Source organism: Micromonospora sp. BQ11 (assembly GCF_052068135.1).
Lineage (GTDB): Bacteria > Actinomycetota > Actinomycetes > Mycobacteriales > Micromonosporaceae > Micromonospora.
This window is the reverse complement of the sequence record NZ_JBQHDB010000004.1, coordinates 441,240-462,250: the sequence shown is the minus strand read 5'-3', so window position 1 is coordinate 462,250 and position 21,011 is coordinate 441,240. Positions and strand designations below refer to the sequence as shown.

The 21,011-nt window shown below is 71.8% G+C and carries 23 protein-coding genes; 14 read left to right on the top strand and 9 right to left on the bottom strand.

The features are described 5' to 3' along the window. Window positions 1-57: 57 nt before the first annotated feature. The gene (locus ACTMSW_RS11810; RefSeq protein WP_441180578.1) at window positions 58-492 is read right to left on the bottom strand and encodes a hypothetical protein; all 435 of its coding nucleotides are present in this window, start codon (window positions 490-492) and stop codon (window positions 58-60) included. Between ACTMSW_RS11810 and ACTMSW_RS11805 the strand changes: the two genes are divergently transcribed. The 3 genes from ACTMSW_RS11805 (at window position 473) to ACTMSW_RS11795 (ending at window position 1,902) form a co-directional block, all read left to right on the top strand. Further along, a complete protein-coding gene (locus tag ACTMSW_RS11805; protein ID WP_441180577.1) occupies window positions 473-892 on the top strand; it encodes a TetR/AcrR family transcriptional regulator in 420 nt (139 codons plus the stop codon). The genes ACTMSW_RS11810 and ACTMSW_RS11805 overlap by 20 nt on opposite strands. Continuing rightward, window positions 778-1,083 (top strand): hypothetical protein, encoded by a 306-nt coding sequence (locus ACTMSW_RS11800; protein WP_441180647.1) that lies wholly within the window; start codon window positions 778-780, stop codon window positions 1,081-1,083. Before ACTMSW_RS11805 ends, ACTMSW_RS11800 begins: the two co-directional genes overlap by 115 nt. Window positions 1,084-1,206: 123 nt before the next feature. Next, the gene (locus tag ACTMSW_RS11795; protein WP_441180576.1) at window positions 1,207-1,902 is read left to right on the top strand and encodes a C39 family peptidase; all 696 of its coding nucleotides are present in this window, start codon (window positions 1,207-1,209) and stop codon (window positions 1,900-1,902) included. An 84-nt stretch (window positions 1,903-1,986) separates the two neighbouring features. Here ACTMSW_RS11795 and rox read toward each other — a convergent pair whose 3' ends face one another. Both rox and ACTMSW_RS11785 read right to left on the bottom strand, forming a co-directional pair. Further along, complete coding sequence (rox, locus tag ACTMSW_RS11790; RefSeq protein ID WP_441180575.1) at window positions 1,987-3,414, bottom strand: rifampin monooxygenase; 1,428 nt, start codon at window positions 3,412-3,414, stop codon at window positions 1,987-1,989. Window positions 3,415-3,637: 223 nt separating this feature from the next. Continuing rightward, window positions 3,638-4,078, bottom strand: coding sequence for a TetR/AcrR family transcriptional regulator (locus ACTMSW_RS11785; RefSeq protein ID WP_441180574.1), 441 nt, complete (start codon window positions 4,076-4,078; stop codon window positions 3,638-3,640). Window positions 4,079-4,189: 111 nt separating this feature from the next. On the opposite strand from ACTMSW_RS11785, the gene ACTMSW_RS11780 reads away from it, so the two are divergent. Further along, window positions 4,190-4,513 (top strand): nuclear transport factor 2 family protein, encoded by a 324-nt coding sequence (locus tag ACTMSW_RS11780; RefSeq protein ID WP_441180573.1) that lies wholly within the window; start codon window positions 4,190-4,192, stop codon window positions 4,511-4,513. A 161-nt stretch (window positions 4,514-4,674) separates the two neighbouring features. Beyond that, entirely contained in the window at window positions 4,675-5,241 is a 567-nt protein-coding gene (locus ACTMSW_RS11775) for a cupin domain-containing protein (RefSeq protein WP_441180572.1), read from the top strand. A gap of 102 nt (window positions 5,242-5,343) precedes the next feature. On the opposite strand, the gene ACTMSW_RS11770 is transcribed toward ACTMSW_RS11775, so the two are convergent. Further along, window positions 5,344-6,057, bottom strand: coding sequence for a TetR/AcrR family transcriptional regulator (locus ACTMSW_RS11770; protein WP_441180571.1), 714 nt, complete (start codon window positions 6,055-6,057; stop codon window positions 5,344-5,346). Window positions 6,058-6,169: 112 nt separating this feature from the next. Here ACTMSW_RS11770 and ACTMSW_RS11765 point away from each other — a divergent pair, with 112 nt between their 5' ends. After that, on the top strand, window positions 6,170-7,153 hold the full coding sequence (locus ACTMSW_RS11765) for an NAD(P)-dependent alcohol dehydrogenase (RefSeq protein WP_441180570.1): 984 nt from the start codon (window positions 6,170-6,172) through the stop codon (window positions 7,151-7,153). 17 nt (window positions 7,154-7,170) lie between these two features. Here ACTMSW_RS11765 and ACTMSW_RS11760 read toward each other — a convergent pair whose 3' ends face one another. Genes ACTMSW_RS11760 through ACTMSW_RS11750 form a run of 3 tightly spaced genes read right to left on the bottom strand, consistent with a single transcriptional unit; the run spans window position 7,171 to window position 10,318 of the window. Then, on the bottom strand, window positions 7,171-8,910 hold the full coding sequence (locus ACTMSW_RS11760; protein WP_441180569.1) for a multicopper oxidase family protein: 1,740 nt from the start codon (window positions 8,908-8,910) through the stop codon (window positions 7,171-7,173). Then, window positions 8,907-9,323 carry a DUF6220 domain-containing protein gene (locus ACTMSW_RS11755; protein ID WP_441180568.1) on the bottom strand — a complete coding sequence of 139 codons (417 nt, stop codon included), beginning with the start codon at window positions 9,321-9,323 and terminating at the stop codon, window positions 8,907-8,909. The genes ACTMSW_RS11760 and ACTMSW_RS11755 overlap by 4 nt, the downstream gene beginning before the upstream one ends. Window positions 9,324-9,331: 8 nt before the next feature. Next, window positions 9,332-10,318, bottom strand: coding sequence for a carboxymuconolactone decarboxylase family protein (locus ACTMSW_RS11750; RefSeq protein ID WP_441180567.1), 987 nt, complete (start codon window positions 10,316-10,318; stop codon window positions 9,332-9,334). Between the two features lie 143 nt (window positions 10,319-10,461). On the opposite strand from ACTMSW_RS11750, the gene ACTMSW_RS11745 reads away from it, so the two are divergent. Then, the gene (locus ACTMSW_RS11745; RefSeq protein WP_441180566.1) at window positions 10,462-11,637 is read left to right on the top strand and encodes a sensor histidine kinase; all 1,176 of its coding nucleotides are present in this window, start codon (window positions 10,462-10,464) and stop codon (window positions 11,635-11,637) included. Next, the gene (locus tag ACTMSW_RS11740) at window positions 11,634-12,293 is read left to right on the top strand and encodes a response regulator (protein ID WP_441180565.1); all 660 of its coding nucleotides are present in this window, start codon (window positions 11,634-11,636) and stop codon (window positions 12,291-12,293) included. Before ACTMSW_RS11745 ends, ACTMSW_RS11740 begins: the two co-directional genes overlap by 4 nt. A 21-nt stretch (window positions 12,294-12,314) precedes the next feature. Here ACTMSW_RS11740 and ACTMSW_RS11735 read toward each other — a convergent pair whose 3' ends face one another. After that, window positions 12,315-14,606 carry an LLM class flavin-dependent oxidoreductase gene (locus ACTMSW_RS11735; protein ID WP_441180564.1) on the bottom strand — a complete coding sequence of 764 codons (2,292 nt, stop codon included), beginning with the start codon at window positions 14,604-14,606 and terminating at the stop codon, window positions 12,315-12,317. A gap of 167 nt (window positions 14,607-14,773) precedes the next feature. Here ACTMSW_RS11735 and ACTMSW_RS11730 point away from each other — a divergent pair, with 167 nt between their 5' ends. Then, window positions 14,774-15,301 (top strand): MarR family winged helix-turn-helix transcriptional regulator, encoded by a 528-nt coding sequence (locus ACTMSW_RS11730; protein ID WP_441180563.1) that lies wholly within the window; start codon window positions 14,774-14,776, stop codon window positions 15,299-15,301. Window positions 15,302-15,474: 173 nt separating this feature from the next. Here ACTMSW_RS11730 and map read toward each other — a convergent pair whose 3' ends face one another. Beyond that, complete coding sequence (gene map / locus ACTMSW_RS11725; RefSeq protein ID WP_441180562.1) at window positions 15,475-16,293, bottom strand: type I methionyl aminopeptidase; 819 nt, start codon at window positions 16,291-16,293, stop codon at window positions 15,475-15,477. Between the two features lie 78 nt (window positions 16,294-16,371). On the opposite strand from map, the gene ACTMSW_RS11720 reads away from it, so the two are divergent. The 5 genes from ACTMSW_RS11720 to ACTMSW_RS11700 all read left to right on the top strand — a co-directional run bounded on the left by ACTMSW_RS11720 (window position 16,372) and on the right by ACTMSW_RS11700 (window position 20,992). Further along, a complete protein-coding gene (locus tag ACTMSW_RS11720) occupies window positions 16,372-16,665 on the top strand; it encodes a helix-turn-helix domain-containing protein (RefSeq protein ID WP_441180561.1) in 294 nt (97 codons plus the stop codon). A 177-nt stretch (window positions 16,666-16,842) separates the two neighbouring features. Next, on the top strand, window positions 16,843-17,712 hold the full coding sequence (locus tag ACTMSW_RS11715) for a sulfotransferase domain-containing protein (RefSeq protein ID WP_441180560.1): 870 nt from the start codon (window positions 16,843-16,845) through the stop codon (window positions 17,710-17,712). Between the two features lie 531 nt (window positions 17,713-18,243). Then, window positions 18,244-18,663 (top strand): phosphotransferase family protein, encoded by a 420-nt coding sequence (locus tag ACTMSW_RS11710; protein WP_441180559.1) that lies wholly within the window; start codon window positions 18,244-18,246, stop codon window positions 18,661-18,663. 221 nt (window positions 18,664-18,884) lie between these two features. Continuing rightward, complete coding sequence (locus ACTMSW_RS11705) at window positions 18,885-19,103, top strand: MbtH family protein (RefSeq protein ID WP_441180558.1); 219 nt, start codon at window positions 18,885-18,887, stop codon at window positions 19,101-19,103. Window positions 19,104-19,165: 62 nt separating this feature from the next. Beyond that, a complete protein-coding gene (locus ACTMSW_RS11700; protein ID WP_441180557.1) occupies window positions 19,166-20,992 on the top strand; it encodes a non-ribosomal peptide synthetase in 1,827 nt (608 codons plus the stop codon). The last annotated feature ends 19 nt before the right edge of the window (window positions 20,993-21,011 follow it).

The following is a 21,011-nucleotide window of genomic DNA, read 5'->3' as shown; positions in this document are numbered from 1 at the left end:
TCAGCCGGCGGCCGGCGGCTCAGCCGGCGGCCGGCGGCTCAGCCGGCGGCCGGCGGCTCAGCCGGCGGCCGGCGGCTCAGTCGTGCAGGACGTCGCCGCCGTGGGCCGGGTGGACCCGGTGCGCCGCTGGTGCTCATTCTGCCGACGCCACCCGTACCGGGTCACGCCCTGAGGCTTGAACACCGAGAGGACCACGGTGAGGAGCAGCACCATCAGGCCGCCGACGGAGTGGAGCAGCGTTCCCGGCAGCGCGCGGGGGTCGGCGCTGGCCGCCGCCTCCCGCGCCAGGTGGCTCACGGTCTGCGCCTCGATCAGCAGAATGGTGGCGGCGAAGACGGTGAGCAGGAGTTTCACGAGCACCCAGTAGTGCCGGAACAGGCCCCACCGGGTGCCCAGTGCGTTGACGGTCCCGATGAGCACCGACGCGAGGGCCAGCGGGACGATGGCGTACCGGACGATCACTGCTTGGGCGGTGCCGAAGCTGTGGAACACGACGATCGCGGCGCACCGTCAGACGGTGCGCGACGCGATCCTGGAAACCACCTGGGCGCTGGTGCGAGAGCACGGGCTGATGTCCGTGACGATGACGCAGATCGCCGAGAAGGCCGGCATCGGTCGCGCCACGCTCTACAAGTACTTTCCGGACGTCGAAGCGATCCTGGCCGCTCATCACGAACGGCACGTGACCGGTCACCTCGCGCATCTCACGGCACTTCGCGACCAACCCGGCACGGCGGGCGAGCGGCTCCAGGCAGTTCTGGAGCAGTACGCCCTCATCTGTGCCACCACCGACAACGACACGGGACGCGCGAACTGGCGGCACTCCTGCACCGGGGTGAGCAGGTCGCGCACGCTCAGCAGCAGCTCGCCCACCTGTTCCGGGATCTGCTGACCGAGGTCGCCGCCACCGGCGACCTGCGCGACGACCTCGCGCCCGACGAGCTGGCGAGCTACTGCCTCCACGCCCTCGCCGCAGCCGGCGACCTGCCGTCCGAGGCCGCAGTCGACCGACTCGTCGGTGTCACCCTGACCGGGCTACGTCCTCCACGCTCGTCGGTGGGCGTGAACGCCCCAACCCGGTGAGTGATTACGCGAAACCGGCTCCGCCTCCCCTGCTACCGGAGTAGTGTGCCGCGTTATCGCGGACCCGCCTCGGGTAACCGGCATGCGACAGCCCGGGAAGCCAACCCCGATGGGAGCTTCACGATGAACACCATTCTGCGTAAGAGCGCGCTGTCTGTTGCTGGTCTCATGGTCACCGGTGGCGCCGTCGCCGGTCCGGCGATCGCCACCCCGGCAGTCGCCGGTCCGGCAGACGGAGCCCCGCCCGCCCCGCCGACCCCGGCCGAAACCGCACCGGCACCCGCGGCACCGCCGCAGCCCCCGCCCCCGGGCGAGGAGGGCAAACGGGTGCTGCCGCACGACTACCAGCGACAGCCGAACGAGTACTACTGTGCCCCGGCCGCGACCCGGATCGCCCTGTCCACCCAGGGCAAGATCGTGAGCCAGCGTGAGGTCGCCAAGAAGCTCGGCACCACCACCGACGGCACCGAGTCGGTCGACGACACCACCCGGGTGCTCAACGAGCTGGCCGGCGGCGGCTACGAGACCACCAAGATCGAGGGAGCCACCGCCGAGCCGGAGCAGGTGGACAAGTTGCGCACCGACGTGATCGAGGCCGTTGACGCCCGGCGCGGCGTCGTGGCCAACACGATGGGCACCGCGGTCGACACCAGCGGCGAGGAGCACTCGTTCCCGGGCGGGCACTACATGACCATCGTGGGATACCGCGACGGTGGTGAGGAGGTGAAGATCGCGGACCCCTACGACCCGACGAAGCACTACTGGATGGACGACGAGGAGGCGGCCGACTGGATCGCCCAGAAGGGTTACTCCAGCTGACGCCAACGGCAACACGACCGCGGGCCGGGTACCCGGAGACGGGTCCCGGCCCGCGGCTCTTTCGCGCGTGGAGCCTGTGTGAACTCAGCCGACGGTGGCGCCGAACCACCGGGGCAGGTGGTGGAGCAGGTCCTGCTGATCGTCGCCGGCCCATGCCACGTAGCCGTCCGGCCGCAGCAGCACGGCCGGGACGTCCAGGTCCTCGCTGGCATCGACGACGAGGTCGACCCGATCCGCCCAGCCCGCCACCGAGAGCCGGCCGGTCTGGTCGAGCAGCAGTCCGCGCCCGCCATGCATCAGCTCGTAGAGGCGCCCCCGCTTCAGCGCCACGTCCCGCATCCGCCGGCCGAGCAGGTCGTGTCCCTCGCCGACGTCGTAGCGGATCCCGATCGCGGCGACCTTCTCGATCAGATACCGGTGCACGTCCTCGAAGTCCATCAGTTCCGACACCAGCCGGCGCACCGACTGAGCGCCCGGCTCGGGAGACAGCAGCTCGAACTGCGCGCGGGTGAAGTCCAGGACGTCGGCGGCAACCGGCCGCCGTTCGGTGTGGTAGCTGTCCAGCAGCCCCTCCGGTGCCCAGCCGTTGACCTCGGCGGCCAGTTTCCAGCCCAGGTTGAACGCGTCCTGGATGCCGAGGTTGAGTCCCTGCCCGCCGGTCGGCGGGTGGATGTGCGCCGCGTCGCCGGCCAACAGCACCCGGCCGGTCCGATAGCGCACGGCCAGCCGGGTGGCGTCGCCGAAGCGGGACAGCCAGCGCGGCGAGTGGACGCCGAAGTCCGTGCCGGCGAACGTGCGCAGCTGGTCCCGGAACTCCTCCAGGGTCGGCGGGACCGAGCGGTCCTCGGCCACCCCCGCGGCGGGCACGACGACGCGGTACGCCCCGTCGCCGAGCGGCCCGAGACCGAACCGCTTGTGGGTCTTCCGGACGTCAGCCACCACGGCGGCCACCGTCTCCGGCGGCGCGGCCACCTCCATCTCGCCCAACAGGGTCTCCACCCTGGTGGGCTGACCGGGGAAGCCGACGCCGAGCAGCCTGCGTACGGTGCTGCGGCCCCCGTCGCAGCCGACGAGGTAGCGCGAGCGCAGCCGCGTGCCGTCGGCCAGCTCGACGGTCACCCCCTGGTCGTCCTGGCTCAGCGCGACCAGCTCGCAGCCGCGCCGGATCTCGGCGCCGAGCTCGGTGGCGCGCTCGGCCAGCAGGCGGTCGGTGGTGGTCTGCGGAATGCCGAGGACGTAGGGATGCGCGGTGTCCAGGCGGACAGGCGAGGGCTTGTCGATCCCGGCGAAGAAGTTCCCGGCCGGATACTGCTGGCCGTGCGCGAGGAACCGCTCCAGCAGACCGCGCTGGTCCATCACCTCGATGCTGCGCACGTGCAGGCCGAGCGCGCGGACATACCCGGTCGGTGAGTCCTCCTTCTCCACCACGAGCGCGTGCACGCCGTGCAGCCGTAATTCGCTGGCCAGCATCAGGCCGGCCGGTCCCCCGCCGACAATGATCACGTCAATCATGAAACCCCCATTGCATTCCGGCCAGACGCTCACGAATTGCTGTTTTCGCAGGTCCTGACCCCGGCTGGAGATTCTGCGGCACGACCCGGGTCTTGCCGCAAGACCCCCGGTGCGCTATACGTTGGAGGTGGCAGGGAATCGGAATTCCGACCAGTCGTGATTGTCCGGCCGGCAGTACAAGCCCTTCAGAGACGCAGAAGCGCACGCTCATGAGCGGACGTCGTTAGCAGCTACCGGGCTGGCTGCGCTCCAGGCCGGCGAAGACGACCGCGAGCGTACGGGCTTGCAGTTGCTCGCCCCATCCACCGTGCAGGGCGCCCTGGCACACGCTGGCAAGGAGCGCCATCACCTCGGGTAGCCGCACCGAGGTGGCGACGGCCCGGGCGGCCTGGGCCTGCTCCAGCAGCCTGCCCACCGCCTCCTCCAGGAGGCCTACCGCGTCTGCGAGCCGGATGTCGACGCCGGATCCGGCGAGCAGGTCGACGACGGTCTTCTTCGCCGCGGCCTGCGCCACCATGTGGGCAAAGAACGTGAAGAGGTCATGCTTTCCGGCCTCCTCGACAAGGTGCGCGAGCAGTCGCTTCATGATCGCGGCGAGCAGGTCGTCCTTCGTCGGAAAGTGGCGAAAGACCGTGCCGATGGCGACCCCGGCCCGCCGGGCCACCTCCTCGGTGGAGGCGCGGGGACCGAACTCGGCGAAGACCGCCTCGGCGGCATCCAGGATGCGTACGCGGTTGCGCTGCGGTCGGCACGCAGCGGCGGCCCCTCTACCAAAATGAGCCTCCAGCTCGAGACACCGTTCGCCGCACCCGGCAGCCCCACGCGTACCGAGGGCAAGCAGCGGGTCCTCGACTACACGCAGGGGAGCCGAGCGGTCTTCCCGGTCCGGTTCGACGACTGCCGCGACGTGGTCGTGCACGAAACCGCCGACCCCGAGCTGATCGTGGTCGAATACGAACTGGTCGGCAAGCACCTGGCCACCGGCGTGACCGCGGCGGCGCCCTTCATCGGGGTCCTGCGGACCCGGAACGGCAAGCTGACTCATTGGCGCGAGTACCAGCACACCCTCGCGATCGCCCGGGCCGTCGGTCAGGCATAGCGCGGACGTCCTGTACGGGCCCCCGACCTCGGCCACGACCCGGTGCGCGCTCCTGCTGCGACGGCATTGCCCGTTTTCGACTCCGGCGTCGGGATGGCGATTAGGGTCGTCTGACGAGGGGGTCACGGACGGTCGTATGCCAGCAGCCCGGAAGGAGCACCATGAGCACCGGTGTCCAGAAGCCAAGCCAGCCGGAGATCGGGAAGCCCACTCCCCTGCCGCCCGACGATCCCGGCCGTGACCTTCTCGTCGTCGACCCTGATTCGTCCGACGTCCCGTACATCTCCCTGGGCGGAAACACCTACACCATGCTGGTGACCGGGAAGCAGACCAACGGCGCCTACTGTCTTATCGACATGCATGTGCCGGCCGGGGGCGGCCCGCCGCTGCACCGGCACAACTTCGAGGAGATGTTCACGATCGTCGACGGCAGCGTGGATTTCTTCTTCCGCGACACCACGACCACCGTCTCGGCGGGGACGACAATCAATGTACCCGCCAACGCCCCGCACCACTTCCGCAACAACTCCGGCCGTACGGCGCGCATGCTCTGCGTCTGCGCCCCCGCCGGCCAGGATGAGTACTTCCTGCGCTGCGGCGACCCGGTCGACAGCCGGACCGCGCCTCCTCCCGCACTCAGCGAGGACGAGATCGGCGCGCGACGGCAGCAGGCCCTCGACCTCGCCCCGCTGTACGCCTCCGAGCTGCTGCCCCCCGACGGCAAGTGAAGCGGGCCTGCGTCGCCAAACAGGGTGAACGCGCCCATGTCCACGCCGCACCACGAATCGACGTGTCCGAGTAGGCGTCGTCACACCCGGCCTGACCGCCCCTCACCGGGCTCGGCGTGACGTCCAGCCCTGCCGGTGCAGCCGTTCGATGCCGTCCAGCAGCAGGTCCAGCGCGAACTCGAACTCGAACTGGTCGTCGCAGCCCCGCCCGACGACCGACCCGTCGTCGTGGGACGCCGCCGCCGCGATCTCCGCGATGTGCGGGAACCGGGCCGCGACCTCCGGTGACGGGGCCGCCGGCGGATCCGCGTCGCCCGTGCCGGACCGGCCGGCGCGCCGGGAGGCGTCGAACAGTTCCTGGCTGAAGCCCAGGACCCGGCTGCCCATCGCGTGCATCACGTGGTGGGTGAGGTCGACGGAGAATCCGCCGGCCCGGAACGTCCCGATCATCGAGTCGAGGTAGGCCAGGACGGCCGGCGTCGGCGTGTTCCGCGACTCGATCGCGAGCGGCGCCCAGGGGTGGCGCCGTAGCATCTGCCGCGCCGAGAGGATGCGCCCCCGGACCGCGTGCTTCCAGTCGGTGTCGGGCACCGGCGGATCGATCTCGGCGACCACCACGTCGATCATGCCGTCGAGCAGTTCGTCCTTGTTGGCGACGTGCTTGTAGAGGGCCATCGGCACCACGGCCAGATCCTGGGCGAGATTGCGCATGCTGAGAGAGGCGATCCCGGCCTCGTCGGCGAGCGCGACGGCGGCGCGCAGGATCCGGTCCCTGCTCAGCGGCGTCCGGCGCAGCATCTCGGCCTGCTCAGCCATCTCGGTCCTCGTCTTCGGCGGCGGTTGAAACCTTAGCCGCCTTGACAGGTGTACGGCGTACACCTACCGTGCTCGCACCAGGTGTACGTCGTACACCGCCAGGGAGGCAACGGTGAAGGCGATCGTCCAGGACCGGTACGGCCCACCCGAGACGCTCACGCTCGCGGACGTGGACACGCCGGTACCCGCCGCCGACGAGGTGCTGGTGCGGGTCGAGGCCGCGGCGCTCAACGCGTACGACTGGCACGTCATGCGCGGCGATCCCTGGCTGGGACGGTTGGCCATGGGCCGATCACGGCCCCGGGCGCACATCCGTGGCCGCGACTTCGCCGGCCGGGTCGAGGCCGTCGGTGCCGAGGTGTGGCAGGTGCGCCCCGGCGACGCCGTCTTCGGTGACCTCGGCGACGCCAACGGGGCGTTCGCCGAGTACGTGTGCGTGCCCGAGACCCTGGTCGCGCCGAAGCCGGCGAACCTGACACCGCAGCAGGCGGCCGCCCTGCCACTGGCCGGCGTCACCGCGCTCCTGGGCCTGCGCGACGTCGGGCTGGTCGAGCCCGGCCACCGTGTCCTCGTCAACGGCGCCTCCGGTGGCGTCGGCACCCTGGCCGTCCAACTGGCCAAGGTGCTCGGCGCGACCGTGACCGGGGTGTGCAGCACGCGCAACGTCGACCTGGTCCGCTCCCTGGGCGCCGACCACGTCGTCGACTACACCCGTGACGACTTCACCCGTGACGCCCGCCGTCACGACGTCGTGTTCGACCTCGTCGGCAACCGCTCCCTCACCGCGCTCCGGCGGGCGCTCACCCCGACCGGGACACTGGTGCTCTCCGGGGGCGGCGTGTACCGCGGCGGCAGTCTCGTCGGACCGCTCCGGCTCATCGTGCGCGGGCGGCTGGTCGCGCCCTTCGTCCGCCAGCGCGTCGTCACGCTCACCGCGGCCCCCGGTCGGCGACACCTCGACACACTCCGCGCCCACGCCGAGGCCGGCCGCCTCACCCCGGTCATCGACCGGACCTATCCGCTTCAGGACGTGCCGGACGCCATCCGGTACCTCGAAGGCGAACACGCGCGGGCGAAGGTGGTCATCGCCGTCTGACCGGTCGACACCGACGATCACGAGTACGTCAGGTGCAGTGTCATGCCGTCGTCCGCGTGGGCCAGGTTGTGACAGTGGTTGGCCCACATGCCGGGGTTGTCGGCCCGGAACGCCACCGTCCAGACCTCGCCGGGGCGTACGTCGAAGGAGTCCAGCCACAGGGGACTCCCGGTCGCCGCCCTCCCGTTACGGGACAGCACCAGGACGTGGTGACCGTGGAGATGCCACGGGTGCACGACCGGGGACCGGTTCACGATCGTGAACCCGACGATGTCGCCGAGGCGTACGACCTGGGGCGGGATGTCCGGATCGGCCGCGCCGTTGACGGTGTGGGCGTATCGCGGGAGCAGCCCGCGCAGGTCGAGGCCGCGGTCGAGCACGAGGGTGAACTCCCTGTCGATCCGGGACCACGGCACCGGAGAAGCGACGCCGTAGGCGAGCGGATCCAGCACCGGCCACGCCCCGGTCTCCCTCGACACCGGCCCGGTCGAGTAGACCGCCCGTCCGTCGACGAACAGCGCGACCGGCGTGGCGGGCGCGGTGAACACCAGGTCGTAGCGTCCCCCGGCCGGGATCAGCACGGCGGTGTCCACGAGCGACGTCGGCCCCCGCAGGTCGGATCCGTCGATCGCGGCGACCCGGAACGGGGTCCCGGCCAGCGCGTACCGGTGGGTCGTGCTGTCGGTGTTGACCAGCCGTAGCCGCACCGGCACTCCCGCCGCGACCGGCTCGACCCTCGGTGCGGGCAGCGGGAGGCCGGAGAGGGTGTGCACCGGCACCGTGACGTCGACGCCGGTCGCCGGCGCCGGGCGCACCACCAGGACCCCGTAGAGCCCCCTCCGCACACCGACGTCGGACACCGCATGGGTGTGGTACCAGTAGGTTCCGGCCTGGTCGGCACGGAACCGATAGACGAACTCCTCTCCGGGCAGCACCGCCGCCTGGGTCACGCCGGGCACGCCGTCCTGGCCGTTCGGCACGTCGTACCCGTGCCAGTGCAGCGTGACCCCCCGCGCGATGTCCCGGTTGCGCAACGTGACCTCCAGGACGTCGCCGACGGTGGCGGTCAGCTCCGGCCCGGGAACCTGCCCGTCGAACGCCCACACCGCCTCGTCACGGCCACCCACGTTCACCGTGGCGGTCCCGGCCGTCAGGGTGAACCGCTTGGTCGGTTCGCCGGCGGGCGGTCCGTCCCGATGTCCATGGGCGTGCGGTACGTCGGGAGCGACGTCACGGGGAACGGTGAGCCCCGTCCCGGTCACCAGCGCCGCGACCGCCACCGCGAGGGCCGCCCGGGACACCGTCCGGGACGGTTGTGCGCCGAGGACACGCCAGGTGACCATGGTCGCCGCGAGAACCCCGGCGAGCGCCAGCAGTCCGACTCCCGCCGACGCCGGGTAGCCGTGCAGGACCGTCACGAGCAGGCCGCCGCCTACGGCGTACCCGGCGAAGAGGAGCGGCACCGCGACGGAGCGGATGTCGCCCGGGGTCCGCAGCAGCCGCGGCCCGGCGACGACCACCGCCGCGAGCGACAGCGGGGCGGCGACGAGGACCTTCTCCGCCGCGAACCACCACCCGGCGCGGGCGAGCGCGACGATGGTGATCGCCCGGCCGAGGGTGGCGAGCAGCGCGACGGCGGCCAGTCCCCGCGCGAGCGGGCGGCGACCGACGACCGACGCGGCGCCGCCGCCCAGCCAACCGGCGACCGCGAGGACCGCGATCACCAGGTCGGCCGCCAACAGCGAACCGGTGGTCACGCCGACTCCGCCGGGTTGGCCAGCTTCCGCGCCGCCTGGTGGACGGCGACCACGACGTGCACCGCGACGATCCCGTTGAGCGCGTGCAGTCCGGCGATGGTCAGGCCGAACGGCGTGCTGGCGCCCGCGGCGTCGGTGGCCCCGTTCGCGAGCCCGGCGAGGAGCACCTGCACGACGACCAGGCCGAGCGGCAGGACCGCCAGTCCGACGAGCCGGCCCGGCGCCTTCGCCAGCACGGCGAACAGGATGGTGAGCAGGGTGAGAACGGGGATGACCGCCATCCCGGTGAAGCTGTGCAGCGTGAAGGCGTCGTCGCCCGCGGGTTTCGTGAACGCGCCCACGGCGGCGAACACGAACTGCAGGGCGAAGGTGACGAGCGACAGAAGGCTCACGATGACGAAGGCCTTGCGCATGGGGACTCCTAGTGGTGAGCGCGTGACAGCGACTGGGCGACGTGGTCGGTGGCCGTGATGGCGCCGTAGGCGACCAGCCGCACGAGGTCGGCGTCGGCCGGATGGGAGAACCGCCACAGGGCGACGTCACCCGCGCTGATCGCGCTGGGTGCGAACGCCGCCAGCAGCGCGATGCGCGTCCCGACGCGGTCCGCGCCGGGTACGTCCCGGACCAGGTCGACGGCCCAGTCCGTGGGCCGGGCCGGTTCCCGTCCGTCCTCCCACCGCACGGTCGCCGTGACGGTCTGGCGCGCCACGTCGCCCAGGAGGTCTCCGCCGCGCGTGGCGGCGTCCTTCAACGACGCGTACGCGACGCCGACCGGGCTGTCCCCCGCCCAGGCCGGCGGCGTCGTGCCGGCGTCGAGGAGCGGGAGGCTGCCGCCCGGCTCCAGCGGTGCCCGGGCGCTGCGGGCGTACAGCCGGCCCCCGACGGACCGCACCAGCGGGGAGCGTTGCAGGCCGCCGGGCAGCAGATCCGGGTCGAGCAGCGCCGAGACGACCCGGTTGATGAAGTGGAAGGCGAGCAGGGTGCCGGTGACCTCGCGGCGGTACGGGCTGGTCCAGGCGGCGGCCCGGGGGCTCCGGCTGGCCTCGGCCCAGCCGACGAGCTCGGCATGCCGTGGCCCCGGTGGCGTGCCGCCCCGGGCGACGACCTCGGCCAGTTCGTGCTCCCCCAGGGCGTGCAGCAGCATCACGTGGGCGTCGACGCAGAACCGGCAACGGTTGGCCCGGGACACCGCCGACGCGACGAGCTCACGCTCGACCCGGGACGCGTTCCCGGCGAGCAGTGCCTCGCGCATCAGCGCCCACGTCGCGGCCTGCACCTCCGGCACGACCGAGAGCGCCTGGAAGGTGGGCACCGGCCCGAGGAACTCGTCGCGCAACTGCCGGTAGACCGCCGCGGTGAGACCGGTCGCGGCCCTGGCCGGAGCGGGAGTGAAGAAGCGGTATGTCATGGGCACGATGCTTGCCTCGGCGGCCCGCGAAAACGTCGTGCCGCCGCAGGCACTTGCCCGGCCCGCGGTACCGCGTCCGCGGTACGCCTCCTTACCGCGGACGAGGGACGCCCCCGGACGGCCGACCGTTCTACAGTGCGGTCATGCGCCGTGACCTGCCGTACGCCCTCAGCGGCCTCACCCTCGGCGTCTTCCTGCTCGGCAACGCCGCGCTCGCGCCGGACGCCGCCCCGGTGCGGGCCGTCGACGTCGCCCTGGTCCTGGTCATGGCGACGGCCCTGGCGCTGTGCCGGCGCTACCCGGTGGCGGCCCTGATCGCGGTGACCGCCGCCATGCTGGCCCTGCACATCCGGGTACACCCCGGGGTGTCCGCCGCGTTCCCCGTGCTCGGCGCCGTCTACCACGCCGCCTGGCGGGGGCACCGATCGGTCACCGCCCTGGCCAGTCTCGTCTTCCTCGGCGGCTTCCTGGCCCGCGACATCTCGGTGGCACCCGCCGACCGGCCCGCCCAGCAGGTCACCGAGCGGACCGCCCTGCTGCTGGGCTGGTTCGTGGCGGCCAACGTCGCCGGACTCGTCGCGCGGCAGCGCCGGGCGTACCTGGAACAGGTCGAACAGCGGGCGATCGAGGCCGAACGCACCCGCGAGGAGATGGCGTTGCGCCGCGCCGGGGAGGAGCGCCTGCGCATCGCCCGGGACCTGCACGACACACTGACCCACACCATCTCCGTCATCAAGGTGCAGGCCGGCATCGCCGTGCACCTGGCCCGCAAGCACGGCGAGGAGCCGTCGGCCGTGCTGCTGGCGATCCAGGAGGCCAGCAGCGCCGCGATGCGGGAACTGCGGGCGACGCTGGACGTCCTGCGCGCACCCTCGGAGCAGGACCGCGTCGGGCTGGCCAAGGTGGACGAGCTCGCCGAGCGGACCCGGGCGGCCGGCGTACCGGTGCAGGTGGCCGTCACCGGCCAGCCCCACGACCTGCCCGCCGAGGTCGACCAGGCCGGGTACCGCGTCGTCCAGGAGGCCCTGACCAACGTGGCCCGTCACGCCGGCTCCGCCACCGCCCGGGTCCACGTCGGGTACGCCCCGGCACAGCTGACCGTCTCGGTGACCGACGACGGCCAGGCGTCAGCGGTTCGGCCGGTGACACCGGGTGTGGGCCTGCGTGGCATGCGGGAACGGGTGACCGGACTGGGCGGCACGCTCCAGGCCGCCGCTCGCGACGGCGGCGGTTTCGCGGTACGGGCCACGTTCCCGTTGGGCGATCCCGGCACGAGCGAGCGCCCGCGCGAGGTCCGACCCGCCGAGGAGCCGGCATGATCCGGGTCCTGCTCGCCGACGACCAGGCCCTGATGCGGGCCGGCTTCCGGGCACTGCTCGACGCCGAGGACGACCTGGAGGTCGTCGGCGAAGCCGTCGACGGCGCCTCGGCCGTCCACCTGTCCCGACGCCTGCGGCCGGACGTCGTGCTGATGGACGTGCAGATGCCCGGCCTCGACGGCATCGGAGCAACCCGGCGCATCGCCGCCGATCCCGACCTCGGCGCGGTCCACGTCCTCATGCTCACCAACTACGGGCTGGACTCCTACGTCTTCGCCGCGCTGCGCGCGGGCGCGAGCGGGTTCCTCCTCAAGGACGCCGACCCCGCCGACCTGCTGCAGGCCGTCGCCGTCGTGGCGCGCGGCGACGCGCTGCTCGCCCCGGCGGTCACGCGGGCGCTCATCAGTGAGTTCGTCGCCGGTCCCCCGGCCGACCCGACGGCCGGACGCGACGTGCTGACCGCCCGCGAACAGGAGGTCGTCGAGCTGGTCGCCCGGGGGCTGAGCAACGACGAGATCGCCGAGCGCATGGTGATCAGTCCGCTCACCGCCAAGACACACGTCAACCGGGCGATGACGAAGCTGCACTGCCGTGACCGTGCCCAGCTGGTCGTGTGGGCGTACGAGTCGGGACTGATCACACCACGGCGCCGGTAGGCCGCACGGTCATGGCCACGATCACCGACGTCCGGGCTCGCCGGGCTCCGCCGGTGGGACCGGGAAGTTGCGGTTGAAGACGTTGTCCGGGTCGTAGGTGGCCTTGACGGCGCGCAGCCGGCTGAGGGTGGGCTCGGGCCAGGCGTCCAGCAGTCGCTTCGGGTCGGTGTCCGACTCGAAACTGAGATACATGCCGTCGAGATGGGCGTACAGCTCGGCCCACAGCTTGTCGAGTCGGGCCCGGCGGTCCGGGACCGTCGCGGCGAGTACCGAGAAGTTCTGCTCCCGGTGCGGGTAGGCGGTGGCGTCCCGGGCGACGTCGTTGACCGCTGCGCCGACGGAGCGGAGCTGCATGATCATCACGTCGCCGGAGCGGATCATGGCTGCCACGAGGTCCGCCGCCTGCGGGGTGACGTGGTGCAACAGGCCGCTGTGACTGTCGTTCAGTCCCTGGCCCCGGTGCCGGTTGCCGGGCGGCGCGACGAGCGCCGGGTACGGCACGAGCTGCGCCTGCTGGTCGAGGATCGGCCCGATCTCCAGGAACGGGCTCAGGGCGGCCTGCGCCGCCTCGATGTCCGCTCCGTCGTGGACGAGGGTGACCTGGGCCATGGGCGGACTGCCGCGCCGGCCGGGGAAGAGCGCGAGGAAGCTGGTCAGGTCCCGCGGTGCGTCCTCGACGAGCCGGCCCCACCGGCGGAGCAGGTGGGCGGTGTCGGTCGCGTCCACGACGAGCTGGGCGTGGACGACCTTGTCGACCTCGTACGCCTCCAGCTCCAGGGCGGTGACGACGCCGACGTTGCCACCGGCGCCACGGACGGCCCAGAACAGGTCGGAGTGGTGCGCGTCGTCGGCGCGGAGCAGGCGGCCGTCCGCGGTGACGATCTCGGCGGCGACGACGTGGTCGATGGTCAGGCCGTACTTGCGCACCAGGTAGCCGATGCCGCCGGTGGTGGCGAGGCCGCCGACGCCCACGTCACCGTAGTCGCCCGAACTCATCGCCAGGCCGTACGGAGCGAGTGCCTGGGCGACGTTCCCCCAGCGGGCGCCCGGCTCCAGCCGGATCCGACGGGTGACCCGGTCGAGCACCTCGACCTTGTCCATCCTCGACATGTCGATGACGATTCCGCCGTCGTTCGTCGACCGGCCGCTGATACCGTGCCCGCCGCTGCGCACGGACAGCGGGACGTCCTGCGTCCGGGCGTACGACACGGCGTTGACGACCTCGGCGGCGTCGTGCGGACGGATCACCAGGGCCGGCGACCCCTGCCAGCTGTAGGTGTGGCGCACGCGGTCGTACTCCGGGTCGCCGGGCCGGACGGACCGGGCCGCCAGCGTCGCGGGCAGTGCCGCGTGGTCCACACCCGACTCACGCCCGGCCGGGGCGGCGGCCGTGCGGACCGGTCCGGTGCCGGTTCCGTCGCCCGCACGCTCCTTGGCTACGGCCTCCCGCAGCGCGGGGGCGATCTCCTGCCCGAACGCCTCGATGAGTCGCGGGTCGTCGCGGCCGATCAGGAAGGCGGTGAACCCCTCGTCGAGGACCAGCGGGAGGAGCTGGTCGACCCACTGCTCGGGAGGTCCCTGGAGGAAGCCGCGGCTCCGCGGTGCCACGTCGACCGTGAACAGGTTGAGCAGCCGCCGGACCTGGCGCGGGTCACGGCCCGCCTCCACCGCCGCCTCGTCGATGAGCCGGTTGGCGGTCACCCGGTCCGGCGTCCGCAGGTACTCCAGCGTCGGCAGCCAGCCGTCGGCCTTCTGGCCGGTCAGCGCCAGCATCTTCGGCTGGTAGGCGCCGAGCCAGATGCCGATGTCGTGCGCCGGTGCCGGGCCCCGTCGCATACCGGGGATCGGGTAGTACTTCCCGTCCCGCCGCAGCGGCCCGGACGCGGTGTCGTCCCAGACCCCGCGCAGGACGTCGATCGCTTCCCGCAGCGCCGCGACGCCCTGCCCGGCGGTCAGCCGGCGCCCGCCCATGCCCTCGATGGCGTCCCAGAACGCGCCGGCACCGAGGCCGAGTTCGAACCGGCCGTGGGACAGCCGGTCGAGGCTCGCCGCGGCCCGGGCCAGCACGGCCGGCGGGCGCAGCGGCAGGTTCAGCACGTTCGCCGAGACGCGCAGCCGTTCCGTACGGGCCGCAACCCAGCTCAGCAGGGTCCACGTGTCGAGGAGCCCGGCGTTGTACGGATGGTCCTGGAAGGTGGCGAGATCAAGCCCCGCCGCCTCGGTCAGCTCGGCCAACGCCATCACCCGGTCCGGGTCCTCTGCGCTGGGCGTCAGGAACGTCCCGAACAGGAGTTCGTGACCATAATCCGTCATCGTGCCACCCCCCGTGATCATCAACTCGTTGTCCAGGCAACTCGTTTGATCCACAACTCATTGTACGGCTCAATCATTCCCGGACGGCTCGCGCCGCCCCTGATCGCGGAATGTGTTGGTGGACAAACCATGAGTCGATCAACACACCGACTGTTACCATCGGTGCCATGTCCACCACGGACCCCTGCGAGCTACCGGCCGACCGCCGGCACGGCTCGAGCTTCGGCTGGGCACTGGGAATGGTGCTGCGCCGCTGGCACGAGTACGTCGAAGAGGCGCTGAAGGACCTGCCGCACGGCAGCCGCGGCTACCACATCCTCGCCGTGGTCGTCCACGAGGAGGTGCCCACACAGGGGGCGTTGGCGACTCGCCTGGTGATCGACCGCAGCGTCCTGACGTACGTGATCGACGACCTGGAGGCCGCGGGCCTCATCGAACGGCAGTTGGATCCCCGCGACCGGCGCGCCCGCCGGATCGTGGCCACCGAGCGTGGGCGGCAGGCGCTCGCCGAGGCCGAGCGCCGGGTCGCCCACGTCGAGGACCGCGTGCTGGGCGGGCTGCCCGAGGGGCAGCGGAGCGCCTTTCGTGACTTCGCCGGGCGCGCCGCCGAGGCGATCCACGCCGCCGCACCGGGCACGGACCCGTGCGCCGCGGTGACCAGCGTCCTCGGCCGGTCGGAGCAGTCCCCCCGCTGACGCGGCTACGCCCGAAGACCCGACCTGTCCCGACGCCGGGCCGGCGGCCGGGCGGTACGCCGGGCCCGGCGGCGGGTGGTGCGCCGGGCCGGCGGCGGGTAGGGCGTTCCGGGGACAGGCCCTGCCACAGCCCGCGAGCAGGTCCCCCGCCGCGGGGCTCAGCGCTCAGCGGGTCAGGGGGCCGTGGCGGACTTCGTGGCAGGGTCGGCCGAGGTGGCGCCGTCGGTGGGGCGCCGGGTCAGGACCCGGGGGCCGGAAGCCGTGACGGCGACCGTGTGTTCGGAGTGGGCGGTGCGGGAGCCGTCGGCGGAGCGGATCGTCCAGCCGTCCCTGTCGTACCTGATCTTGTCGGTGGAGCGGCAGAACCAGGGCTCGATGGCGATGGTGAGGCCGGGGGCGAGCTTCAGGCCGCGACCGGGGCGGCCACTGTTGGCAACGTGCGGGCCCTCGTGCATGGTGCGACCGATGCCGTGGCCGCCGAACTCGGCGTTGACGCCGTAGCCGTACGAGCGGGCGACCTCGCCGATCGCGGCGGAGATGTCGCCGAGGCGCCCGCCGGGCTGGGCCGCGGCGATGCCGGCCTCCAGTGCGACCTCGGTGGCCTCGATCAGTTTCAGGTCGGCCGGGTCGGGGGTGCCGACGATGACGGACAGCGCGGAGTCGGCCACCCACCCGTCGATACCGGCCGCCATGTCGATGCTCAGCAGATCCCCGTCCCGCAGGACGTAGTCGTGCGGCAGGCCGTGCAGCACCGCGTCGTTGACCGACAGGCACAGCACGTTGCGGAACGGGCCGCGGCCGAACGACGGTGCGTAGTCCCAGTAGCAGGACTCGGCGCCGCGTTCGTCGATCCGGCGGCGGGCATGGTGTTCAAGGTCCATCAGGTTGACGCCGACCGCGGCGGCAGCGCCCAGCTCGGCGAGCAGCTCGCCGACGAACTGGCCGCTGACCGCCATGCGGCCGATCTCCTCGGCGGACTTGAGCTCGATCACAACAGCCTCCCTCTCGGTGTGCGGTATTTTTATACCACCCGCAGGGCCGGGGACGCTCCGGAGGGATATCCTGCCGACATGGTTCGCCAACCACTCACCGCCGAACAGATCGCCGCAGGCCAGCGCCTCGGCACCGCCCTACGGACCGCGCGGGCGGGTCGCAGCCTCGTCGAGGTGGCCCTGGCGGCCGGCATCTCCCCCGAGACGCTGCGCAAGATCGAGGCGGGCCGCCTTCCCGCGCCGGCGTTCGGCACCGTGGTGTGCCTCAGCCAGGCCCTCGACATCCCCCTCAGCGACCTGGCCGACGTCTGGCTGGCCGACATGCCCGTACGGCAGGCGCCCTGGAGACCGGCCGCCCCGGCACTGCGGTAGGAGACCGACCGGTTGCTCACCGTAGGGGATTGACAGCAATAGGACCGTCGGAGATATTCCTAGCGGCATGCTGGCGGACGGGACGGAGAAGGCGGAGCGTGATAGCTTTCACCGATACGTACTGCGGGAACAAGAACCGGGGCCTTTTCGCTCCGCAGGCACGGGTTAGGTCTGAGAATGATTAATCGCACCATTAATTTCACCAAGCACCACACGCCTAATTCCGTGCGTATCGTGGCGAGGCGTGCGCAGCTCGAAGCGCGCAACGCCAAAGTACGGCTCACCGTTCCCGTCGCCGCCCGGTGCGAGTACGACAACATCTACCACTGCACGGTGCACAAGACCGGCAGCCAGTGGATCAAGGCGCTGTTCAGCGATCCAGTCGTCTATCGCCATTCCGGGCTGCTGCCCTTCGACCCGCGCTTCTACAAGCGGCGCTCCCTGCCCGTCGTCCCGCCGGGCCGCGCGGCATTGGCTCTCTTCCATTCCTACCCGCGCTTTGAGCAGATCTCCAAGCCAGGCACCTACCGCGCATTCTTCGTGATTCGCGACCCGCGCGACATCGTCATTTCGAGTTACTTCTCCCTGCGAAACTCGCACGCACCGATGGGTGACATCCCCCAGGCGAGACGAGTCCTGCAGGAAACGGGGATGAAGGAGGGGCTGCTGCACGTCATCAATCGCCTCTCCCAGCGGTACACCTTCAAGCAGCTCCGGTCGTGGGCAGTCGCTCCACCTTCCGAGACCTTCCGCCTGTTCCGATACGAGGACCTGACCGGCGAACGGCAGATGGAGGAAGTCGACCAGCTCATGCGGCACTGCGGGATCGCCCTGCCGCCGGCGGAGCTGGAGGCCCTGCTCGACCGCTACAGCTTCTCGAAGATGCGGAAGGACCGCGAGAGCCCCGGGGAGATCTCCCACTACCGCAAGGGCAAGGCCGGCGATTGGCGTAATCACTTCGACGACGAGATCTACGAGGCCTTCACGGCGGCTACAGGTGACCTCGTGGAGGTTCTCGGTTACCCCGCCCGCGACCAGATCTCCTGACGCACGCACCGATTGGAGCCGGCGCCCGGAAAGGTGCATCCTTCCGGGCGCCGGCTCACCTTTTTCCGCCGGTCCGGAAAGCGGGTATCCGCCTTGCCGGTCGGACCGCCGGCTGCGACGCTGCGTACGTGATCGACAGGCCTGACGTCGACGAGCGGTTGCTGGCGGCCGAGGTGGCCGCCGCCTGGGCCCTGGACGTCGCCGACCTGGTGTTCATGCCGGTCGGGCTCGACGGGCACGCGTGGGCGTACCGGGTGGACACGTCCGACGGCAGACGCCACTTCCTGAAACTGCGCCGAGGCGAGTTCACCCCGGCGGCCGTGCTGGTGCCCGGCTTTCTGCGCGCCCACGGTGTCCGGCAGGTCGTAGCGCCGATCCGCCTGCCGGACGGCGAAGCCGGTCGCGGGTTCGGAAAATACCGGCTGCTGCTCATCGAACGCGGGCGAGCGCCTGCGGGCCCTCGGCGCGCAGGCTGCGGCGAGCGACGTCCTCGGCGTCTTCTGGGACCGGTACGGTGCCGCGCTGCACCGGTTGTCGGAGACGGTCGACGACCTCGCCTCCCGCGTGACGCACGCTCCACACGTCATCTGCCACGCCGACATCCACCCCGGCAACCTGATCGCTGACGGCGACGGCCCCCTGCACGTCGTGGACTGGGATGCGCCGATCCTCGCGCCCCGCGAGCGGGACATCATGTTCGCCCACAGCCGGGACTTCGGCGACCACCCGATCGACGCACACCGCGCCGCACTCTTCCGTCGAGGCTACGGACCGGTGGAGCCGGACCACACCCTGCGGAGCTACTACCGCAGCGAACGACACCTCGACGACGTCGACGCATTCCTGCACGGCATCCTCGGCTCCGGGGCCAGTGGCGAATCCCGGGCCAACGACCTGCACTGGCTCACCCGCATCGCCGAGACCGTCGCCGACCCCGGCTACGCGGCCTGAGCCCGTACCGACGCCGACCGCCCGGGCGGCCGGCTCCGATCACGACGAGGTCGGCAGCCGGCGGGTGATCCCGCCGCCGGGCCGCCGCATCTTCCAGGTGTTGTTCTAGTACCTCCCCGAGCAGGCCGCCCGATGTGTCGTCGCCACGGTCGAATGGGCCCGGACGACCCCGCCGTGCGCCGGCGCCGGGTCCCGCAGCGGGCACCACCGACGGAGGAGAGATGAGCGACGAGCAGGAGAGCCGCCCCTACAAGGTCGTGCTCAACCACGAGGAGCAGTACTCGATCTGGCCGGCCGGCCGCGAGAACGCCCCCGGCTGGCGCGACGAGGGCACCACCGGCACCCGCGAGGAGTGCCTGGCGCACATCGAGGAGGTCTGGACCGACATGCGTCCGCTCAGTCTGCGCCTCCGGATGGCGGAGCAAGCGGCGTCCCGGTGAGGGCCGCCGCGGTCGAGCCCCGGGCCCTCGCGGACGGGTCACAGGTCGTGAGAGGAAAGCCGATGGGAAGCGGTTCGGGCCCGCTGGCACACGAGGTGTTCGCGCGGTGGGCGCGCGAGCGGCCGGACGCCGTCGCGGTCACGTCCCACGAACGGTCCCGGACCTACGCCGACGTCGACGCACAGGCAAACCGCCTGGCCGCCGCACTACGCGCACACGGCGTGGGCCCGGACGTACGCGTGGGCATCTGCCTACCCCGCTCCACCGACTGGATCACCGCCCTCATCGCCGTCCTCAAAGCCGGCGGCGCCTACGTCCCCCTCGACCCCGAATACCCACCCGCACGCCTGCAGTACATGCTCACCGACTCCAACGCCGCCATCCTCATCGGCACCGGCCCGCTCAGCGAAGAACTCTCCCGCACCTGCAACGTGCCGGTGCTGCCCCCCGACGCACACCACCCCGACCCCGACCCCGGACCCGGCCCACACCCGCAGAACCTCGCCTACGTCATCTACACCTCCGGCTCCACCGGCCGCCCCAAAGGCGTCCAGATCACCCACGCCTCCCTCGCCAACATGCTGTCGGGGCTGGCACCCGCGCTGGAGGTCGGTCCGGGGCGGCGCACCCTGCAGTGCGTGTCGTTCAGCTTCGACATCTCCGTCCTCGACACCCTGGCCACCCTCACGAACGGCGGCACGCTCGTCGTCGCCGCCAAGGAGGAGGTCGCGTCGCCCGACCGGCTGGCCCACCGACTGCGGGCCGACCGCATCCACACGGTGGCGCTGCCGCCCTCGGTGCTCGCGACCCTGGCCGACCAGGTGTTCCCCGACCTGGCGGCCGTGGCCTCGGGAGGAGAGGCGTGCCCGCCCAAGCTCGCGGCCTCGTTCGCGGCCCGCCACCGCTTCGTCAACGGCTACGGCCCGACCGAGGCCACGGTCGCCGCCTCCCTGTTCGAGGTCACCCCGGACCTCGGTGAGCTCGCCTCGGTGCCGATCGGAGCGCCGTTCGCGGGCGTGTCGCTGTACGTCGTGGACGACCCGGCGGGCACGATGACGCCGCCGGGCGAGACGGGCGAGATCTGCATCGGCGGCGCGGGAGTGGCCCGCGGCTACCTCGGCCGGCCGGCGCTGACCGCGGCGGCGTTCGTGCCGGACCCCTTCTCCGGCGTGCCGGGCTCCCGCATGTACCGCACGGGAGACCTGGGCAGATTCCTGCCGGACGGCGCCCTGGACTTCCAGGGTCGCGCCGACGGCCAGGTCAAGATCCGCGGCCACCGTGTCGAACTCAACGAGATCAGGCAGGCGCTGGAACGCCATCCCCAGGTGAGCCAGGCGGCGGTGGTGGTCGGGGAGACCGGTCTGCTGGGCGGGCAGATCCTCGCGTTCGTCCTGCCGGTGACCGAGGACACCGTGGTGACCGGGGGCGCGTTGCGGCGTCACCTGGCCGATGAGCTGCCCGACTACATGATCCCCAACTCCATCGCCGTGCGGCGCGAGTTCCCGCTGACGCCGAACCACAAGATCGACCATGCCGCCCTGCTGTCCCAGGGCACCGCCTTGACGAGGCGCGACGGGGCGCCCGTTCCGCCGCGTACGGCGGTCGAGCAGGACCTGCTGCGGATCTGGCAGGAGGTGCTGGGGCAGCCGGAAATCGGGATCCGGGACGACTTCTTCGAGCTGGGCGGCCATTCGTTGCTCGCCGCACAGGTGGTCGCCCGGATCGAGAAGTCCCACGGCGTGCATCTGCGGCTCGAGACGCTGCTGACGCACGGCCGGACGGTCGAGGACCTGGCCGGCGCGGTGTCCCGGGCGGCGGTCGGCGGCGGGGCGGCACGCCCGCCCATCACCCGAATCCCGCGCCCTGCCCGGCGCGCGGCCCCGAGCTGACGCCGACCAGGCGTGAAGG